General features: G+C 67.6%; 17 protein-coding genes. 16 read left to right on the top strand and 1 reads right to left on the bottom strand.

What is annotated here, in order from left to right:
* Positions 1–63 precede the first annotated feature (63 nt).
* Positions 64–828 carry a LuxR C-terminal-related transcriptional regulator gene (locus ACRAQ3_RS09840; RefSeq protein WP_432254502.1) on the top strand — a complete coding sequence of 255 codons (765 nt, stop codon included), beginning with the start codon at positions 64–66 and terminating at the stop codon, positions 826–828.
* A 162-nt stretch (positions 829–990) separates the two neighbouring features.
* On the opposite strand, the gene ACRAQ3_RS09835 is transcribed toward ACRAQ3_RS09840, so the two are convergent.
* A complete protein-coding gene (locus tag ACRAQ3_RS09835) occupies positions 991–1,833 on the bottom strand; it encodes a universal stress protein (protein WP_432254501.1) in 843 nt (280 codons plus the stop codon).
* A 177-nt stretch (positions 1,834–2,010) separates the two neighbouring features.
* On the opposite strand from ACRAQ3_RS09835, the gene ACRAQ3_RS09830 reads away from it, so the two are divergent.
* The 15 genes from ACRAQ3_RS09830 (at position 2,011) to ACRAQ3_RS09760 (ending at position 18,965) form a co-directional block, all read left to right on the top strand.
* Complete coding sequence (locus tag ACRAQ3_RS09830) at positions 2,011–2,418, top strand: c-type cytochrome (RefSeq protein ID WP_432254500.1); 408 nt, start codon at positions 2,011–2,013, stop codon at positions 2,416–2,418.
* 57 nt (positions 2,419–2,475) lie between these two features.
* The gene (locus tag ACRAQ3_RS09825) at positions 2,476–2,919 is read left to right on the top strand and encodes a hypothetical protein (protein ID WP_269395868.1); all 444 of its coding nucleotides are present in this window, start codon (positions 2,476–2,478) and stop codon (positions 2,917–2,919) included.
* A gap of 26 nt (positions 2,920–2,945) precedes the next feature.
* The gene (locus ACRAQ3_RS09820; protein WP_432254499.1) at positions 2,946–3,788 is read left to right on the top strand and encodes a universal stress protein; all 843 of its coding nucleotides are present in this window, start codon (positions 2,946–2,948) and stop codon (positions 3,786–3,788) included.
* A 167-nt stretch (positions 3,789–3,955) separates the two neighbouring features.
* Positions 3,956–4,810, top strand: a complete 855-nt coding sequence (locus ACRAQ3_RS09815) for a universal stress protein (protein WP_432254498.1) — start codon at positions 3,956–3,958, stop codon at positions 4,808–4,810.
* Positions 4,811–4,847: 37 nt separating this feature from the next.
* On the top strand, positions 4,848–5,675 hold the full coding sequence (locus ACRAQ3_RS09810; RefSeq protein WP_432254497.1) for a universal stress protein: 828 nt from the start codon (positions 4,848–4,850) through the stop codon (positions 5,673–5,675).
* 135 nt (positions 5,676–5,810) lie between these two features.
* Positions 5,811–6,476, top strand: a complete 666-nt coding sequence (locus ACRAQ3_RS09805) for a sulfotransferase family 2 domain-containing protein (protein WP_432254496.1) — start codon at positions 5,811–5,813, stop codon at positions 6,474–6,476.
* A gap of 523 nt (positions 6,477–6,999) precedes the next feature.
* The gene (locus ACRAQ3_RS09800; protein ID WP_269395863.1) at positions 7,000–8,934 is read left to right on the top strand and encodes a PrkA family serine protein kinase; all 1,935 of its coding nucleotides are present in this window, start codon (positions 7,000–7,002) and stop codon (positions 8,932–8,934) included.
* A 13-nt stretch (positions 8,935–8,947) separates the two neighbouring features.
* Positions 8,948–10,264 carry a YeaH/YhbH family protein gene (locus ACRAQ3_RS09795; protein ID WP_432254495.1) on the top strand — a complete coding sequence of 439 codons (1,317 nt, stop codon included), beginning with the start codon at positions 8,948–8,950 and terminating at the stop codon, positions 10,262–10,264.
* A complete protein-coding gene (locus ACRAQ3_RS09790) occupies positions 10,257–11,732 on the top strand; it encodes a SpoVR family protein (RefSeq protein WP_432254494.1) in 1,476 nt (491 codons plus the stop codon). The genes ACRAQ3_RS09795 and ACRAQ3_RS09790 overlap by 8 nt, the downstream gene beginning before the upstream one ends.
* A gap of 93 nt (positions 11,733–11,825) precedes the next feature.
* Entirely contained in the window at positions 11,826–14,120 is a 2,295-nt protein-coding gene (locus tag ACRAQ3_RS09785; RefSeq protein WP_432254493.1) for a bifunctional salicylyl-CoA 5-hydroxylase/oxidoreductase, read from the top strand.
* The gene (locus ACRAQ3_RS09780) at positions 14,120–14,878 is read left to right on the top strand and encodes an SDR family NAD(P)-dependent oxidoreductase (protein ID WP_432254492.1); all 759 of its coding nucleotides are present in this window, start codon (positions 14,120–14,122) and stop codon (positions 14,876–14,878) included. Before ACRAQ3_RS09785 ends, ACRAQ3_RS09780 begins: the two co-directional genes overlap by 1 nt.
* Positions 14,875–15,336: a MarR family winged helix-turn-helix transcriptional regulator gene (locus ACRAQ3_RS09775; protein WP_432254491.1), complete on the top strand. Its 462-nt coding sequence runs from the start codon at positions 14,875–14,877 to the stop codon at positions 15,334–15,336. The genes ACRAQ3_RS09780 and ACRAQ3_RS09775 overlap by 4 nt, the downstream gene beginning before the upstream one ends.
* Positions 15,333–16,124 (top strand): enoyl-CoA hydratase family protein, encoded by a 792-nt coding sequence (locus ACRAQ3_RS09770; RefSeq protein WP_432254490.1) that lies wholly within the window; start codon positions 15,333–15,335, stop codon positions 16,122–16,124. The genes ACRAQ3_RS09775 and ACRAQ3_RS09770 overlap by 4 nt, the downstream gene beginning before the upstream one ends.
* 1 nt (position 16,125) lies before the next feature.
* A complete protein-coding gene (locus ACRAQ3_RS09765; RefSeq protein ID WP_432254489.1) occupies positions 16,126–17,277 on the top strand; it encodes an acyl-CoA dehydrogenase family protein in 1,152 nt (383 codons plus the stop codon).
* A gap of 65 nt (positions 17,278–17,342) precedes the next feature.
* Entirely contained in the window at positions 17,343–18,965 is a 1,623-nt protein-coding gene (locus ACRAQ3_RS09760) for an AMP-binding protein (protein WP_432254488.1), read from the top strand.

Genomic DNA, 18,965 nt, shown 5'->3' with positions numbered 1-18,965 from the left:
ACCACAATACGGGACTACGGTGTGTATTTTTATTCAGTTTGACTTGTTGGTGGGTTTAAGGTCATGTCAGTGTCTATTTTAGCGCTTATTCCAGATACGAGTGAAGACAACGAAGTAGTCAAAGCCCTGCATGAATATAACGAGCAGAGCGCCAGCGACCGAATCTGCATTGCCTCGCCCGAGGAGGGATTGGTCGGGCTTCCGGGGCGCGTGCATTCCTATGGCATGCGCCTGGTGATGATCGACTCCGGTACATTGGCGCGAAAGGGCAGCTCTACCGTCATGATGCTGCAACGCCGCTATCCCAAGGCCAGCATCGTCTGTATCGGAGGCCGGTATTCCCGTTCCAGCGTCCTGAGCGCACTTTCGCTCGGCGTCCACGGGTTCATCGGGCGGTTCCAGTCGCCATCCCAGATCCGGCAAGCGATCGATATCGTGCTGAACGGTGGCATCTATCTTCCCGATCTCGCAACCGAACGCCCGCAGATCGAGGTCGTCGCCTCGTCCCGTAGCACTGGTGGACGGGATCACATCGCAACGACGGAACGGCGCTATCAGGAAGAACTGGGCCTCTCGCCACGCCAGGCGGTCGTCCTGGCCCTCCTGTCCGAAGGCATGACCAACAAGGCCATCGCCAGGCATCTCGATCTCGCCGAGGCCACGGTAAAGGTACATGTCAGCGCGATCTATCGCGCCCTGAGCGTTCGTAACCGTGCGGGCGCCGTGGCCGTCGCACTATCCCTGCCGCTTCGAGCCTCGGCTGATCTCGAAAGCCATTCGGAGGCTTCCGGACGCGCCTCCGGCGGGCTGTCGCCGGACCCGGTCTGACCTCCGGTCGCAAGAAGGCGCTGCTCCGCGGTCAACTGCGGAGCAGCGCCTGACAGGACCCGTCGTCGATACGCGATACCGCCAATACAGCCCCTGCCTTGGTGTCGGTGCGCCGTGAAGCCGGCAATGACTGGCCGCGGCACATCGCGGTCGCCGAAAGTCTCAGCGCGCGAGAACGAGCGGCATGCGCGCCGCGGTCAGCATCTCGCGCGTGGTGCCGCCGAAGAGCTGCTCGCGCAGCCGCGAATGGCCATAGGCCCCCATCACCACCGCCTCGGCGCCGGTGTCGAAGGCATGGCGTCGTAGCACCTCGGAGACACGGAACCGACTGCGCGCCAGGACCGAAACCTCCACCTTGACCCCGTTGCGCGCCAGAAACAGCGCGAGATCGCCGCCCGGATCGGAGCGGTCGCCGACCTGCACGTCGGGATCGACGATCACCACGTCGACGCAGCCCGCGCGGCGCAGCATCGGCAGGGCGGCGCGCACCGCGACCATCGCTTCGCGGCTGTCGTCCCAGGCCACCATCAGCCGGGAGGGGCTGGGCGCGATCTCGGCGCCGCCATCGGGAACGACGATCACCGGCAGCCCGCCGGTGAACAGCGCCGCCTCCAGCGTCGCGACCTGCAGCGGGCGCGCTTCGGGACCATAGGGCGCGGCGGCGACGATCCGATCGGCCAGCCGGGCGATGCGGCCGACTTCGTAACCGATGAGCCCTTCACGGATGTGGTGGCGATGCAGCTGCACATTGCCGCGATGCGCCGGGATCAGCGGCCGGATCTCGGCCTCCAACTCGCGGGCACGTTCGCGCGCGGCCTCCGGGTCGGGCATGGTCAGCATCAGCGCCGGTCCCGCCAGATAGGCGTCCGGCGGCGTGCTTTCGATCCCGAGGCAATGGATGTCGAGATGCGCCTCGTCGGTTTCGGTGAGCGCGAGCGCGGTGGCGATGGCGCCGCGATCCAGCGCGGCGTCGGTGGCCAGAACGGCGACGGTTCCTCGGGGCATGTGTCTCTCCTGTGAATGCGATGCGTCAAGGCTGCCGACTTGCATGCCCTCGCGCCTTGATCCCGATCAAGCCGACGGGCGGCGACGCTTGATCCAGATCAATGCGCCGCCGCGACGGAGCGGCGAGTGCTCGGGGCAGGGGCCGGTACGGGCCCGGAGGCATCGATGGAGCAGGACATGAAACCGATCATCACCGCGGCCGTGCTGACGGGGGCGGCGCTGCTGGGCGCCTGCGCCGTGCCGGAGCCGGAATTGCCCACGGGGCGCGCGCTCTTCATGGAGAACTGCGCCGCGTGTCATGGCGCGGGCGGGCGGGGCGACGGGCCGCTGGCCGAGGGGCTGCCGCGGCCCCCGGCCGACCTGACGCGGCTGCGCGCCAAGGGCGAGCCGTTCCCGATGGTTCATGTCATGTCCTATATCGACGGCTATTTCCGGCAGGACGACCCGGCGCCAGTGATGCCCGAATACTCGCAGGTCTTCACCGGCCCGACCCTGCATGTCGATACCGGCGACGGGATCCTCACGCCGACGCCGCAGCCACTGGTCGCGCTTTCCGACTATCTCGAAACGCTGCAGGAGGGATGATCCAGATCAAGGCGCGCCGCCGTGCTCCGTCGATACTGAAGACAGGAGGACCTCGACATGACGCTTACACCGCTGATGAAACGCGTGGCGCTGGCCAAGTCGCTCGGTCTCGTGTTCGGGCTTGCGGCGCCGGTGCTGCTGACGCCGGTTTCGGCGGCGGAAACCATGCTGGTGTGGGGCATCGTGCTCTGGTCGGTGATCCTCGGCGCGCTGGTTGGGCTGTCGGGACAATTCGACCGGGTGCCGGTGTTCGACTTCCACCTGCCGGCCGGCTTTAGCGGTGGCTGGATCGGGTTCTGGATGGGCTTGGTGTTGCTGCTCGTGGCGCAGGAGCCTTTGGGCGTCGTCTGGGCGCGCTCGGAATGGCTGCCGCAGCCGGGGCCGGGGGCTTGGTGGCTGATCGCCGAAGCGACGCTGATCGGCGCGCTGATCGACCTTGCGGTGACGGCGGTCACCGATCCGACGACCCGCGGCACCGGCCAGAGACGGCCGCGTCACTGATCGCCCATTTCAAGGGAGGAAACCCCATGCCCGGCATCCTGATGGCGAGCGATCTCTCGGCCCGGAGCGGCCATGCCCTCGAAAGGGCGCTGCAACTCGCGGCGACGCTCGGGGCCGAACTCGAAATTCTTCACGTGGTCGATGACAGCCTGCCGAGCCGCCTCGCCGAGGAGACAGGGCAATCCGCGTACGAGATGCTGTCGCGCGATACCGCCGGTGCGGCACGGGTGAACCTGCGCTTCGGCCATCCCTGGCGCGTGGTCGTCGACCATATCGCGCAGCGGCGCTTCGATCTGGTGGTGATGGGCGCGCATCGCGATCGCGGCATTCTCGACCTGTTTCGCGGCAGCGTGCTGCATCGCTGCGTGCAGATGTCGCAAGCCCCCGTGCTCGTGGTGTCGGACCGGCCGGTCCGCCCCTATGCCCGGCTGATGACCGCCACCAGCTTCGCGGCGCGCGATGCCGAGGCGGCGCGTCTCGCCGCGCGGCTGGCAAAGGGGGCGATGATGCGGCTCGTGCATGCCTACCGCGTGCCCTTCGGGGGGCTCGGCTACCGCATGGACGAGACCGGCGACATCACCAAGCACGACCGCGACGAGATCGAGGAGCCGATGCTGATCCAGCTCCGGCAGATGCAGGAGCGCCTGTCGCGGGATGGCGTCACGGTCGATATCGGGCTGATCGAGGGACGCGCGACGCAGGCCCTGCTCGATGCGATGGCGCGCGAGGAGATCGACCTGCTGGCCATCGGCCGACATGGCGCCGAGGGGCACGTGCCGATGACCATGGGCCGCGTCGCGTCGGAATTGCTGGCCCATCTGCCCTGCGACCTTCTGGTGCATCCGGGCCGTTTGCCGCAGGCGCGGTGATCGCGCCCCCGGGCAGGCTCGGGCGGACGCGTCGCCGAATGACCGCTGCCATGCACGGGTATTCTGCACCAGGCGGCTTGACCTGGATCAACGCGCTCTTGGACCGGCGGGGCTAGGGTCGATCCTGACAGAAGGGCGGATCCAGCGCCCGAACGGAGGCTTCGCTGATGCAAAGGATATTGATTGCCACCGACATGGCCGAGCAGGGCGATATCGCGCTGCGGCGTGGCGCGACGCTGGCCCGGGAATGCGGCGCGCAGCTCGTGCTGCTGCATGTCATGCAGGACGGCCTGCCGGACGATCTGCACGCGACCTTCGAGAGGGCGCTCATGGCGCGGCTGGAAGGGCAGGCCATCGGCCTGCGCGACCGCCTCGGCCTCGACGTGGTGGCGCGCATCGGCGTCGGCACCGACTGGATGGTGATCCTCGACCGGGTCGTGGAGGAGGGCGCCGATCTGCTGATCCTCGGCGCGCACCGGCATCCCGGCCTGATCGACCTGTTCCGCGGCACCACGGTCGAACGGGTCGCAAAGGCCTGCGGCGTGCCGCTGCTGGTCGCGCGTGACGACAGCGATCGGCCCTATCGTTCGGTCCTGCTTGCCACGGATTTTTCCTGCGCCGCGCGCGAGGCGCTCGTGGTCGCGCGCAAGCTGGCGCCCGCGGCACGCATCCGCCTGCTGCATTGCTATACCGTGCCGTTCGGCGGGGTGCTGCGCGGCACCGCGCGCGGCGCCGTGATGTCGGGTGAACGGCTGCGCGCGCGGGCCCGGGCCGAAACCGCCATGGAGACCTTTCTCGGTGGCATCGAGGATATCGTCGGCCCCTCCGACCGCGAACTGATCGAGGGCGAGACGGTTTCGGCGATCCGCGACGAGATCGGTTCCGCGCCGACCGATCTGCTGGTGCTCGGGACGCATACCCGCTCGCGGCTGTCCGAGGCGCTGCTGGGCAGCGTGGCGCGCGGCCTCATGGCGGACCCGCCCTGCGACATCCTCGCCGTGCCGCCCTCGATCCCCGACTGACCCCCTGATTCATCTGATCCTCGAAAGGAGACGATCCATGACCTGCCGTACCATCGCCCTGTGCTTTGCGGATGGCGCGAGCGCCCCGACTCTGGCCCGGACCGGCGCCGCGCTTGCACGGCAGCATGGCGCGCATCTGCTCGGGCTTCATGTGCTGCCCGATCCGGTCGTCCATGCCTCGGTCTCGTTGTATGTTACCGGCGAGATCCTGACCCAGATCCGCGCCGGGCAGCGCGACACGGCCCTCGAGATCGAAACCGCCTTCAAGGCGGCGGCGGAGGCCGAAGGCGTGACGCCCGAATGGCGCTGTCTCGAGGCACGCCTCGCCACGATCGGCGAACGTCTGTGCGAAAGCGCCCGCGCCGCCGATCTGGTCCTCGTCATGCGGCCCGAGAGGGATGCGGCGGGCCGTCCGCAGGAGGAGTTGATCCGTAATGCGGGGCGCCCGGTGCTGATGATCCCGCCGGGCTACCAGCCCGGCGCGCTCGGAGCCTCGGCCGTGATCGGCTGGAGCGCCACGCGCGAGGCGACGCGGGCCGCGCATGACGCGCGCCTGCTGCTCGATGAGGGGGCCGAGGTGACGCTGCTCAGCGTCGAGAAGGCGCCGGACCCCGGCGAACAGGACTATCCCGCCAACGAGATGGCGGCGATGTTCAGCCGTCACGGCATGAAGGCGACCGTCACCCACAGGTCGCCGGGCGAGAGCCGCATCGCCGAGGTGATCGAGCGCGAGGCCTTCGAGACCGGGGCGAGCTTCATCGCCACGGGCGCCTTCGGGCATTCCAAGGCCTATGATTTCGTGCTGGGCACGGTGACGCGCGACCTGATGCAGCGCGCCAAGCGCCCGGTGCTGTTTTCGAAGTGAGGCGCGCGGCACCGATTTCGGGGTGGATCGATCCCGTGACCGGCGCGCGTCCCGCGGCCGTGAAAGGCCTCTCGATGCTTGACCTCACCTGCTCGCGCGGCCCAGTAGCGGTGAGGCCATCCAAGGGAGCGACGCGTGCCGATCTTTCAGGTCAGGGGACTTCGCATCCTGTTCGTGCATATTCCGAAAACCGGCGGCTCCTCGGTCTCGCGCTGGCTGGGGGAGGCCGGCGCCGAAGCGTTCCGGATTCCGACGCGCACCGCCCTTCCATGCCCGCCGCAGCATTTTCACGCCGAACTGCTGGGCGCGCTGTTTCCCGGATCGGGGTGGTTCGACTATGCCTTCGCGATCACCCGCCACCCGGAGGCGCGGATGATCAGCGAGTATGTCTGGCGCAAGTCCGGCGGGCGAAAGCTGCGCCGGTGGGGCGGGCTGCGCCGCCTGGCCGTCGCCGAGGTCTCGCCCGAAACGCGGGGTCGCGACTTTTCGCGCTGGCTGCGTCAGAACCTGCGGGCGGCCGAGCAGAACCCCTATCACCTGAGCAATCACCTTCGCCCGCAGGTCGAGTTCACCGATCTGCCCGGGCTCGAGATCTTTCGCTTCGAGGATGGGATGGAGCCGGTCTTCGCGCGGTTGTCGGAGGTGACCGGACTGGCCGCGCCACACGATCTGCCGCGGGAGAAGGCGACGGGCGGGCTGGAGGTGCCGATGCAGGCCGGAGACCGGGCGCGGATCGAGACGCGATACGCGATGGATTACGACCGGTTCGGTTATGGCCGCGGTGGGGCGGGCGGCGATTAGGCCTGCTCGGATCGGCCTTACGGGTGCCGGTCACGCGGATTTTTCCAGTCCGGTTTCGCACTAAAGCCTGTCGCGCCGCATGCGCCATCGCGTGCCGCGCGTCCGAAGAACCTGACAGCGCTCGCCAGTGCGACAGACTTGCGGATCGGGCGCTGAATTCGCGACGCGACACCTTCGGCACGGAGCTATCCGGACGGAGAAGTGTGCCCTCTTTGCAGCGGCTTCAGCCATGTCACGAAGGCTTCGCCGAAGGTCCTGCCCCGTCGGGACGGTATTCAGCCAAAGCGTGCGGGGGACTCACCCGCCAGTCGCGCGACCGAACACGGAACGCCCGGAACCGGGCATCGGAGCCGGGTTGTGTGCCATTCACGCACAACTCCCTGAAACATGATGCGTGACGCACCGTAAATCTCCGTGATTTGCCAGATCGTCGTCACCACATAATATGATGAAAGAAAAAGATTCGCCTGTGGGGGACGGGACCGCGCGACCAAGACGCGCCAACGGACGAGAGAATGGGCCGATGGATGTATTTACCCGCTACGCCGAAAGCTATGCGAACTCCCGAACCGAGGAGCTGACACTGCAGGAATACCTCCTGCGATGCCGGGAGGATCCATCGGTGCGTGCCACCGCTGCGGAGCGGATGATGCGCGCCATAGGCGAGCCCGAACTCGTGGATACGAGCCACGACCAGCGGCTCGGACGGATCTTCCTCAACCGTACCGTCAAGATCTACCGCGCCTTCGAAAGCCTCTATGGCAACGAGGAAGTGGTCGAACGGATCGTCGGTTTCTTCCGCCATGCCAGCCAGGGCCTCGAGGAGCGCAAGCAGATCCTGTACCTGCTCGGCCCGGTGGGCGGCGGCAAGTCCACCATCGCCGAGATCCTCAAGGCGTTGATGGAAAAGGAGCCGATCTACGTTCTCAAGGCCGGCGACCAGATCAGCCCGGTCTTCGAAAGCCCGCTGGGCCTGTTTGACCGCGAGCGTTTCGGCGATCTTCTGGAGGACAAGTACGACATTCCGCGCAGGCTCCTGACCGGGCTGATAAGCCCTTGGGCGGTGAAGCGGCTCGAGGAGTTCGGCGGCGACATCTCGCGCTTTTCGGTGGTGCGGATGCAGCCGTCGCGGCTTCGGCAGATCGGCGTCACCAAGACCGAGCCGGGTGACGAGAACAACCAGGACGTCTCGGCACTGGTCGGCAAGCTCGACATTCGCAAGCTCGAACACATGGGTCAAGACGACCCCGACGCCTATAGCTATTCGGGGGGCCTGAACCGCACCACGCAGGGCCTTCTCGAATTCGTCGAGATGTTCAAGGCACCGATCAAGGTGCTGCACCCGCTGCTCACCGCGACTCAGGAGGGCAGCTATACCGGCACCGAGAACATCGGCGCCATGCCCTATCAGGGCCTGATCATCGCCCACTCGAACGAGGCCGAGTGGCGCCAGTTCAAGAACAACCGCAACAACGAGGCTTTCCTCGACCGGATCTCGGTGGTGAAGATCCCCTATTGCCTGCGCGCCACCGAAGAGGCGCGGATCTACGAGAAGCTTCTGCGCGAAAGCTCGCTCGCCGAGGCGCCCTGCGCCCCCGAGACGCTGCCGATCCTGGCGCGGTTCTCGGTGCTCACGCGCCTGCAGGAGCACGAGAACTCGACGATCTATTCCAAGCTGCGGACCTATGACGGCGAGACGCTCAAGCACACCGATCCCAAGGCGCGGAGTCTTCAGGAATACCGCGACGCGGCGGGCGCCGACGAGGGCATGACCGGCGTTTCGACCCGCTTCGCCTTCAAGGTGCTGGCCGAGACCATCAACCATGATGTGGACGAGGTCGGCGCCGACCCGGTGCACTTGATGTACGTGCTCGAACAGGCGGTGCGGCGCGAGCAGTTCTCGGAGGAGACCGAGGCGCGCTACCTCGACTTCCTGAAATCCGAGCTGGCACCGCGCTATGCGGAGTTCATCGGCGAGGAGATCCAGAAGGCCTATCTCGAGAGCTATTCCGATTACGGCCAGAACTTGTTCGACCGTTACATCGCCTATGCGGATGCCTGGATCGAGGATCAGGACTACAAGGATCCCGACACCGGGCAGATGTTCGACCGGGACGTGCTCGAGGCCGAACTGGCCAAGATCGAAAAGCCCGCGGGCGTGTCCAACCCCAAGGACTTCCGCAACGAGGTGGTCAAGTTCGTGCTGCGCGCCCGGGCCGAGAACGAGGGCCGCAACCCCGATTGGCGCGGCTACGAGAAGCTGCGCCGGGTGATCGAGAAGCGGATGTTCTCGAGGGTCGAGGACCTGCTGCCGGTAGTCAGCTTCGGCGCCAAGCGCGACAAGGACACGGATGCGAAGCATGCCGAGTTCGTGGAGCGGATGGGCGAGCGGGGCTACACGCCGCGCCAGGTCAGGAGGCTCGTCGAATGGTACATGCGGGTGAACAAGGCCGGATGAGAAAGGGGCGGGCATGACGCATTTCATCGACCGCCGTCTCAACCCCAAGGGCCGCAGCACTCCCAACCGCCGTCGCTTCATCGGCCGCATCAAGGCGCATGTGCGCGAGGCGGTCGATGCCAGCGTGCGCAAGCGCGGCATCACCGACATGGAAGCCGGCACCGATGTCGCGGTACCGCGCGACAGCTTGAGCGAGCCGAGCTTTCGCCATGCCTCCAAGGGCGGCACGCGCGAGGGCGTGCTGCCGGGCAACCGGGAGTTCCAGGCCGGCGACGAGATCCCGCGCCCGCAGCAGGGCGGCGGCGGGGCGGGGCGCAAGGGGGCGCCGGATGGCGAGGGCGAGGATGATTTCGTCTTCGCCCTGTCGCGCGACGAGTTTCTCGACATCTTCTTCGAGGACCTCGAACTGCCCGACATGATCAAGCGCAGCCTCGCCGGCAGTTCGGTGGCGCGGCCGCGCCGGGCCGGGCTCTCGGTCACCGGCGCGCCCGCCAATCTCAATGTCGGGCGCACCATGCGCCGCGCCATGGGTCGCCGCATCGCCCTGCGCCGCCCCTCCGACGCGAAGCTCGAGGAGTTGCGAGAGCGGCTCTTCGCGCTCGAGGCGGTGTTCGAGCCCGACGCGGCGCAGCGCGCCGAGATCATCCGCCTTCAGGCCGAGATCGAGGCCCTGACCGCGCATCGCAAGCGGGTGCCCTATCTCGATCCGCTCGACCTGCGCTACAGCCATTTCGAGCCGCAGCCGGAGCCGCGCGCACAGGCGGTGATGTTCTGCCTGATGGACGTCTCGGCCTCGATGGGGGCGCGCGAAAAGGATCTCGCCAAGCGGTTCTTCGTGCTGCTGCACCTGTTTCTCACGCGGCGCTACGAGACGGTGGATCTGGTCTTCATCCGGCACACCCATCTCGCCTCGGAGGTCGACGAGCAGACCTTCTTCTATTCGCGCGAGAGCGGCGGCACCATGGTTTCGACCGCGCTGGCCGAGATGAACCGGGTGCAGTCCGAGCGCTACCCGGCCTCGGAATGGAACATCTACGCGGCGCAGGCCTCGGATGGCGACAATTACCAGGGCGACAGCCGCGACTGCCAGATCTGGCTCGAAAGCGAGCTTTTGAAGATCTGCCAGCACTTCGCCTATGTCGAGATCATCGGCGAGGCCGAGGCGCGGATCCTGCGCGACGCCGCGCGCGGCACCGAGCTGTGGATGGCCTATCGAGAGGTGGCCGAGCGCTGGCCCAACTTCGCGATGCGCCGGGTCGCCGGTCCGGCCGACATCTATCCCGTGTTCCGCGATCTCTTCGCCCGCCGCACGGAGGCCGCCCATGGCTGATCTCCTGTTCGACGGTCCGGACTGGAACTTCGACACGCTCAGGCGCACCACCGAGGCGATCGAGCAGATCGCGCTCGAGGATCTCGGGCTCGACGTCTATCCCAATCAGATCGAGATCATCTCGACCGAGCAGATGCTCGACGCCTATTCCGCCACCGGCATGCCGCTGATGTATCGCCACTGGTCCTTCGGCAAGCAGTTCATCCACCACGAAAGGCTCTACTCCAAGGGCGTGCAGGGGCTGGCATACGAGATCGTCATCAACTCGGATCCCTGCATCTGCTACTGCCTCGAAGAGAACACCATGCCGATGCAGGCGCTGGTGATCGCCCACGCCGCCTTCGGTCACAACCACTTCTTCAAGTCGAACCACCTGTTCCGGCAATGGACCGACCCGCGCGGCATCCTCGACTATCTCGATTACGCCCGCAATTTCCTCGGCCGGTGCGAGGAGCGGCACGGGCCGGGTCGGGTGGAGCGGACGCTCGACGCCGCGCATGCGCTGATGAGCGCCTCGGTGTTCCGCCATCGCCGCCCGGCGCAGCCCTCGCTCAGGGCCGAGGCCGAGCGGGCCGAGCGGCGCATCGAGGAGGACGAACGCGCCGCGCATTACCTGTGGAGCCGGCTCGAACGGGAACGGCGGCCGCATGATCACGAGAACGCCGCGGCCGAACGGCGCCGCATGCTGGGCCTGCCGGAAGAGAACCTGATCTACTTTCTCGAACGCCACAGCCCGGTGCTCGAACCCTGGCAGCGGCAGGTGCTGCGGATCGTGCGCAACCTCGCGCAGTACTTCTACCCGCAGCGTCAGACCCAGGTGATGAACGAGGGCTGCGCCTGCTTCGTGCATTTCCACATCCTCAACAAGCTGCACGAGCAGGGACGGATCGGCGACGGCGCGATGCTCGAGATCCTGCACAGCCATTCCAGCGTGCTGTTCCAGCCCGGTTACGACCACCCGGGCTATGGCGGCATCAATCCCTACGCGCTGGGCTTCGCCATGATGCGCGACGTCCAGAGAATCTGCGAGGCCCCCGAGCCCGAGGACCGCGAATGGTTTCCCTCGATCGCCGGCTGCGGCGACTGGCGCGGCGTGCTCAAGGATGCATGGGCCAATTTCCGGGACGAAAGTTTCATCCAGCAGTTCCTGAGCCCGAAGGTGATGCGCGACCTGCGGCTCTTCGCGCTGCGCGACGCCGAGGCCGAGGACACGCTGAAGGTCACGGCGATCCATGACGAGGCGGGCTACCGAGCGCTGCGCGACACGCTGGCACGCGGCTACGACCTGTCGAACCGCTCGCCCGATATCGAGGTGATCGACGCCGACCTCGCCGGCGACCGGGTGCTGCGGCTGCGCCACGTGCTGCGCAACGAGGTGCCGCTCGATCCGCGCGAGCGCGAGGCGACGCTCGCCTGCCTGCGCGAGCTCTGGGGCTACGAGGTGGAGATCGACGAGATGACGGGCTGAGCCACCCGAACGCATGCTTCAAGCAAAGATATTTTAAGCTTGAAATGAATCGGGGCGCATCTTAGCCTCCTCGCAACAGCTCGGGGAGGGGCCATGAGGATCGCGTGCATCGGGGGAGGACCGGCGGGGCTCTACTTTGCCATATCGGCCAAGCTGCGCGACGCGTCGCACGAGGTGGTGGTGATCGAGCGCAACCGCCCCGACGACACCTTTGGCTGGGGCGTGGTGCTGTCGGACGAGACGCTCGACAACCTTGCCGCCAATGATGCGGCCTCGGCCGAGGCAATCCGCGCGCATTTCGCCTATTGGGACGATGTGGCGGTGGTGAAGGGCGGCGAGCGCATCGTCTCCACAGGGCACGGCTTTTGCGGCATCGGCCGCAAGCGGCTGTTGCTGCTGTTGCAGGGCCGGGCGCGCGAACTGGGCGTCGAGCTGCGCTTTGAGACCGAGGTCGGGTCCGCCTCCGACTACGCCGCCGATTACGATCTCGTGGTCGCGGCCGACGGGCTCAACTCCAAGACCCGCAACGAGTTCGAAGAGGTCTTCCGTCCCGAGATCGACCGCCGCCGCTGCCATTTCACATGGCTCGGCACGACCCAGACCTTCGCCGACGCTTTCACCTTCATCTTCGAGAAGACCGAGCATGGCTGGGTCTGGGCGCATGCCTACCAGTTCGAGCCGGGCACCGCGACGTTCATCGTCGAATGCGCGCCCGAAACCTTCCGGGCCTGGGGCTTCGACAAGATGAGCCAGGACGAGTCGATCGCCGTCTGCGAGAAGATCTTCCGCGATCATCTGGGCGGTCACCCCCTGATGTCGAACGCGCGCCATATCCGCGGCTCGGCCTGGATCAACTTCCCCCGGGTGCTGTGCGAACGCTGGTACACCGACAATATCGTGCTTCTGGGCGATGCCGCCGCCACGGCGCATTTCTCGATCGGCTCGGGCACCAAGCTGGCGCTCGAATCCGCGATCGCGCTGGCGGACGAGATCGCCGCCGCGCCCGACCTCGCCACGGCCTTCGAAAGCTACGAGGAGGCGCGCCGGATCGAGGTGCTGCGGCTGCAATCGGCGGCGCGCAACTCGATGGAGTGGTTCGAGGAGGTCGGCCGTTATCTCGATCTCGACCCGGTGCAGTTCAACTACTCGCTGCTGACCCGCAGCCAGCGGATCAGCCACGAGAACCTGCGCCTGCGCGATGCCGAATGGCTGAAGGGCGCCGAGCGCTGGTTCCAGAGCCGCGCCGGGTTGCCCGAGGACGCGCCCGTACGCGCGCCGATGTTCGCGCCCTACAGGCTGCGTGGCATGGAGCTGAAGAACCGTGTCGTCGTCTCGCCCATGGCGCAGTACAAGGCCAAGGATGGCTGCCCGACCGACTGGCATCTGGTGCATCTGGGCGAGCGTGCCAAGGGCGGGGCGGGGCTGGTCTATACCGAGATGACCTGCGTGTCGGCGCAAGGCCGGATCACGCCCGGCTGTCCGGGTCTCTACGCCCCCGAGCACGAGGCGGCGTGGTCGCGGATCACCGACTTCGTCCATGCCGAGACGGATGCGAAGTTCTGCTGCCAGATCGGCCATTCGGGGCGCAAGGGCTCGACCCAGCTTGGCTGGGAGGAGATGGATGCGCCGCTGAAGGCGGGCAACTGGGAGACCATCTCGGCCAGCCCGATCCCGTGGTCGGACAATAACCCGGCGCCGCGCGAAATGACACGCGAGGACATGGACGAGGTGACAGCGCAATTCGTGGCCTCGACCGAGATGGCCGCGCGGGCGGGCTTCGACATGATCGAACTGCACGCCGCGCATGGCTACCTCGTCTCCTCCTTCATCTCGCCGATGTCGAACCGGCGAAGCGACGCATATGGCGGATCGCTGGAGAACCGGCTGCGTTGGCCCCTGGAAGTGTTCCGCGCCATGCGCGCGGCATGGCCCGACGACAAGCCGATGTCGGTGCGCATCTCGGCCAATGACTGGGTCGGCGACCACGGCGTGACGCCCGACGAGGCGGTCGAGATCGCCCGCGCCTTCCATGAGGCCGGCGCCGACCTGATCGACGTCTCTGCCGGGCAGACCAGCATCGAGGCACGGCCGGTCTATGGCCGGATGTTCCAGACGCCGTTCTCGGACCGCATCCGCAACGAGGCGGGCATCGCGACGATGGCGGTGGGCAACATCTACGAGGCCGATCACGTCAATTCGATCCTGATGGCGGGGCGCGCCGATCTGGTGGCCATCGCCCGTCCGCATCTCGCCGATCCCTACTGGACGCTGCACGCCGCGACCGCGATCGGCGATCGGCACGCGGCGTGGCCCGACCCCTATCTGCCGGGCCGTGATCAGGCATGGCGGCTGGCCGACAGGGCCGAGCAGATGGTGGGAGCGGTCTGATGCGGCTTGCGGGACACCACGCGCTGGTCACCGGCGGCGGCACCGGGGTGGGGCGCGCCATCGCGCTCGCGCTGGCCGCCGAGGGGGCGCGCGTCACGATCACCGGGCGGCGCGAGGCGCCGCTCGTCGAGACCGCCGGGGGGCAGGCGGAGATGGGATGGATCACGGGGGACGTGACGCGCGCCGGCGACATGGCGCGCGTCGTGGAACAGGCGACGCGAGAGCGCGGCCCCGTGACCATCGCCATCGCCAATGCCGGCGCCGCCGAGAGCAAGCCCTTCGCCAAGACCACGGCGCAGGACCTCGACGCGATGCTCGCAGTCAACCTGCACGGGGTGTTCAACCTGTGGCAGGCGGTGCTGCCGGGCATGCGCGAGGCGGGCCGGGGGCGGCTGATCGCCATCGCCTCGACCGCCGGGCTCAAGGGCTACGGCTACGTTTCCGGCTATGTCGCGGCCAAGCACGCGGTGGTGGGGCTCACCCGGTCGCTGGCGCTGGAGCTGGCGCGCACGCCGATCACCGTCAACGCCATCTGCCCCGGCTTTGCCGAGACGCCGATGCTGGAGGAGAGCATCGACAACATCGTCGCCAAGACCGGGCGGAGCCGCGACGAGGCCGCCAAGGCGCTCGCCTCGGGCAACCCACAGGGCCGCTTCGTGCAGCCCGAGGAGGTGGCCGACGCGGTGCTGTGGCTCGTGGGCGACGGCGCAAGCGCGGTGACCGGTCAGGCGATTTCGGTGTCGGGGGGCGAGACATGAGCGTGGACGTGCAGGCCAAGACGGGCAAGACGCGGCTCAGGCTGTGGCTGAAGCTCCTGAAGACCTCGAACGCGGTCGAGACGGCGCTGCGCGACCGGCTGCGCACCGAGTTCGGCACAACGCTGCCGCGCTTCGACGTGATGGCGGCGCTGGCGCGCAGCCCCGAGGGGCTGAAGATGTCCGAGCTGTCGCGGCGGCTGCGCGTGTCGAACGGCAACGTCACCGGCATCGTCGACCGGCTCGAGGTCGAGGGCCATGCCGAGCGCCATGCGGTGGCAGGCGACCGCCGCGCCATGGAAGTGCGGCTGACCGGCAAGGGCCGCGCGCATTTCGACACCTTGGCGACCGCGCACGAGGCTTGGGTCAACGAATTGATGGGCGCGATCACCGAAGCCGAGGCGGCGCGGATCATGGAGGATCTCGACCATGTGGCCCGCGATCTGGAGGAGAAGCGATGAGCGCGCATTTCAAGCTGGAGCGCGAGGGCGCGGTCGCTGTGGTCCGGCTCGACCGGCCCGAGCGCAAGAATCCCTTCACGTTTCAGAGCTACGCCGCGCTGCGCGACTGGTTCCGCGATCTCGCCTCGGATGAGGAGACCCACGCCGTGGTCGTCGCGCCCAATGGCGGCAACTTCAGCTCCGGCGGCGATGTCGAGGACATCATCGGGCCGCTCACCGAGCTCGACATGAAGGGGCTTCTGGGCTTCACCCGGATGACCGGCGATCTGGTCAAGGCGATGCTCACCTGCGGCAAGCCGGTCATTGCCGCGGTGGATGGTGTCGCGGTTGGAGCGGGGGCGATCCTCGCCATGGCCTCGGATCTGCGGATCGCCACGCCGGAGGCGAAGACCGCCTTCCTGTTCAATCGCGTCGGCCTCGCGGGCTGCGACATGGGGGCCTGCGCGATGCTGCCCCGCATCATCGGGCAGGGGCGGGCGGCGGAGCTGCTCTATACGGGGCGGGTGATGAGCGCCGATGAGGGCGAACGCTGGGGCTTCTACAACCGCCTCGTCGGGGGTCACGAGTTGGAGGCCGAGGCGCTGAAGCTGGCGAGCCGCATCGCGGCAGGACCGCGCTTCGCCAACATGATGACCAAGACCATGCTGCTGCAGGAATGGGACATGGGACTGGAGCGCGCGATCGAGGCCGAGGCGCAGGCGCAAGCGATCTGCATGCAGACCCAGGATTTCCGCCGCGCCTACCGCGCCTTCATGGCCCGCGAAAAACCCGTCTTCGAGGGGGACTGACATGGCCGACAAGAGCTATCTCGACTGGCCCTTCTTTGAAGAGAAGCACCGCGAGCTGTCCGAGGCGCTGGAGCATTGGGCCGGGCGGCGGCTCTCGGGCATCGATCACGCCGACACCGACGCGACCTGCCGCGATCTGGTGGCGCGGCTCGGGCAGGGCGGCTGGCTGGAGCACGCGGCCTCCGAGGACGGCAAGCTCGACGTGCGCAGCCTGTGCCTGATCCGCGAGACGCTGGCGCGCCATGACGGTCTCGCAGATTTCGCCTTTGCCATGCAGGGGCTGGGCTCGGGCGCGATCTCGCTCTTCGGTTCGTCCGAGCAGAAGGCGGAATGGCTGCCCAAGGTGCGGCGCGGCGCGGCGATCTCGGCCTTCGCGCTGACCGAGCCGCAATCCGGCTCGGACGTGGCCAACCTCGCCATGACGGCGCGGCGCGACGGCGACGGCTGGGTACTCGACGGTGAGAAGACCTGGATTTCGAATGGCGGCATCGCCGATCTCTACGTGGTCTTCGCCCGCACCGGGGAGGGGCCGGGCGCCAAGGGGCTTTCGGCCTTCATCGTGCCGGCCGACACGCCGGGACTGCGCGTGGCCGAGCGTCTGGAGACCATCGCGCCGCACCCGCTGGCCCGGCTGGCCTTCGAAGGCGTGAGGTTGCCCGAAAGCGCGATGATCGGCGAGCCGGGGCAGGGCTTCCGCATCGCGATGTCGGTGCTCGACGTGTTCCGCTCCACCGTGGCTGCGGCGGCGCTGGGCTTCGCACGCCGCGCGCTGGATGCCAGTCTCGACCGTGCGGCATCGCGCGAGCTGTTCGGCGCGCCGCTGTTCGAGATGCAGATGGTGCAGGGCCACATCGCCGAGATGGCGCTCGACATCGACGCGGCGGCGCTGCTGACCTACCGCGCCGCCTGGACCAAGGATAGCGGCGCGCCGCGCGTCAGCCGCGAGGCGGCGATGGCCAAGCTGTTCTCGACCGATCAGGCGCAGAAGATCATCGACGCGGCGGTGCAGATCCATGGCGGCGATGGCGTGCGCGCGGGCTCGGTGCCCGAGACGCTCTACCGCGAAATCCGCGCGCTCAGGATCTACGAGGGCGCGAGCGACGTGCAGAAGATCATCATCGCCCGCGCCGCGATGGCCGCGCACGCAGGCTAGGGCAGGGACCGCGCCGCCGGGGAAGGGGAGAGCCCCGGCGGTGCGGATCAGGGGAGGAAAGACAGATGCTGGGACCGACGGCGCACGAAGACAGCTTCTCGCGCGACAACCTGCCGCCATTCGACCAGTGGCCCGAGCTTCTGCTCGACGGCTTCGAATACCCCGAGCGGCTCAATGCCGGGGTCGAGTTGTGCGACCGGCTGGTCGAGAAGGGCTTTGGCGACCACACCGCGCTGATCGGCAATGGCCGCCGCCGCAGCTACAAGGAGCTGATGGACTGGACCAACCGCATCGCGCGGGTGCTGGTCGAGGATTACCACGTGAAGCCCGGCAACCGTGTGCTGATCCGCTCGGCCAACAACCCGGCGATGGTCGCCTGCTGGCTCGCCGCGACTAAGGCCGGGGCGGTGGTGGTCAACACCATGCCGATGCTGCGTGCGGGCGAGCTGTGCAAGATCGTCGACAAGGCCGAGGTGAGCCTCGCTCTCTGCGACACGCGGCTGATGGACGAGATGGTGGCCTGCGCCAAGCAAAGCCCGCATCTGGAAAAGGTGGTGGGCTTCGACGGCACCGCCAACCACGATGCCGAGCTCGACCGCGCCGCGCTCGACAAGCCGGTGACCTTCGAGCCGGTGCAGACGGGGCGCGACGACGTGGCGCTTCTGGGATTCACTTCGGGCTCGACCGGCGTGCCCAAGGCAACGATGCATTTCCACCGCGACCTGCTGATCATCGCCGATGGCTACGCCAAGGAAGTGCTCGGCGTCACCCCCGACGACGTCTTCGTCGGATCGCCGCCCTTGGCCTTCACCTTCGGTCTGGGCGGGCTCGCGGTGTTTCCGTTGCGCTTCGGGGCGGCGGCGACGCTCTTGGAAACGGCCTCGCCGCCCAACATGATCGAGATCATCGAGAAGTATAAGGCGACCGTCTGCTTCACCGCGCCGACCGCCTACCGCGCCATGCTGCGCGCGATGGACGAGGGCGCGGACCTGTCGTCGCTGCGCTGCGCCGTTTCGGCGGGCGAGACGCTGCCCGCGCCGGTCTATCACGAGTGGATGGAGAAGACCGGCAAGCCGATGCTCGACGGCATCGGCGCGACCGAGCTTCTGCACATCTTCATCACCAACCGGCTCGACGACAGCCATCCGGGCTGCACCGGGCGGCCCGTCACCGGCTATGTCGCCAAGGTGGTGGATGACGAGATGAACGAGGTGCCGCGCGGTACGGTTGGGCAACTGGCGGTCAAGGGGCCCACGGGCTGCCGCTATCTCGCCGACGAGCGGCAGCGCGACTACGTCCGCGACGGCTGGAACCTCACCGGCGACGCCTTCGTGCAGGACGAGGAGGGGCGCTTCCACTTCGCCGCCCGCTCCGACGACATCATCCTGTCCGCGGGCTACAACATCGCGGCGCCCGAGGTCGAGGCGGCGCTGCTGTCGCACGAGGCGGTCGCCGAATGCGCGGTGGTGGGCGCGCCCGATCCCGATCGCGGGCAGGTGGTGCAGGCGCATGTGGTGCTGGCCGAGGGCCACGAGGCCTGCGACGCGATGACGAAGCTCTTGCAGGACCACGTGAAGGCGCAGATCGCGCCCTACAAGTATCCCCGCTCCGTCGTGTTCTGCGACGCGCTGCCCAAGACCGAGAGCGGCAAGATCCAGAGGTTCCGGCTGCGCGAGGGATCGAAGTGA

Origin of the sequence: Limimaricola sp. AA108-03 (genome assembly GCF_050847355.1) — a bacterium.
Taxonomy (GTDB): Bacteria; Pseudomonadota; Alphaproteobacteria; order Rhodobacterales; family Rhodobacteraceae; genus Limimaricola.
The sequence above is the reverse complement of the archived record's forward strand: the minus strand, read 5'-3'. Positions and strand labels throughout refer to the sequence as shown.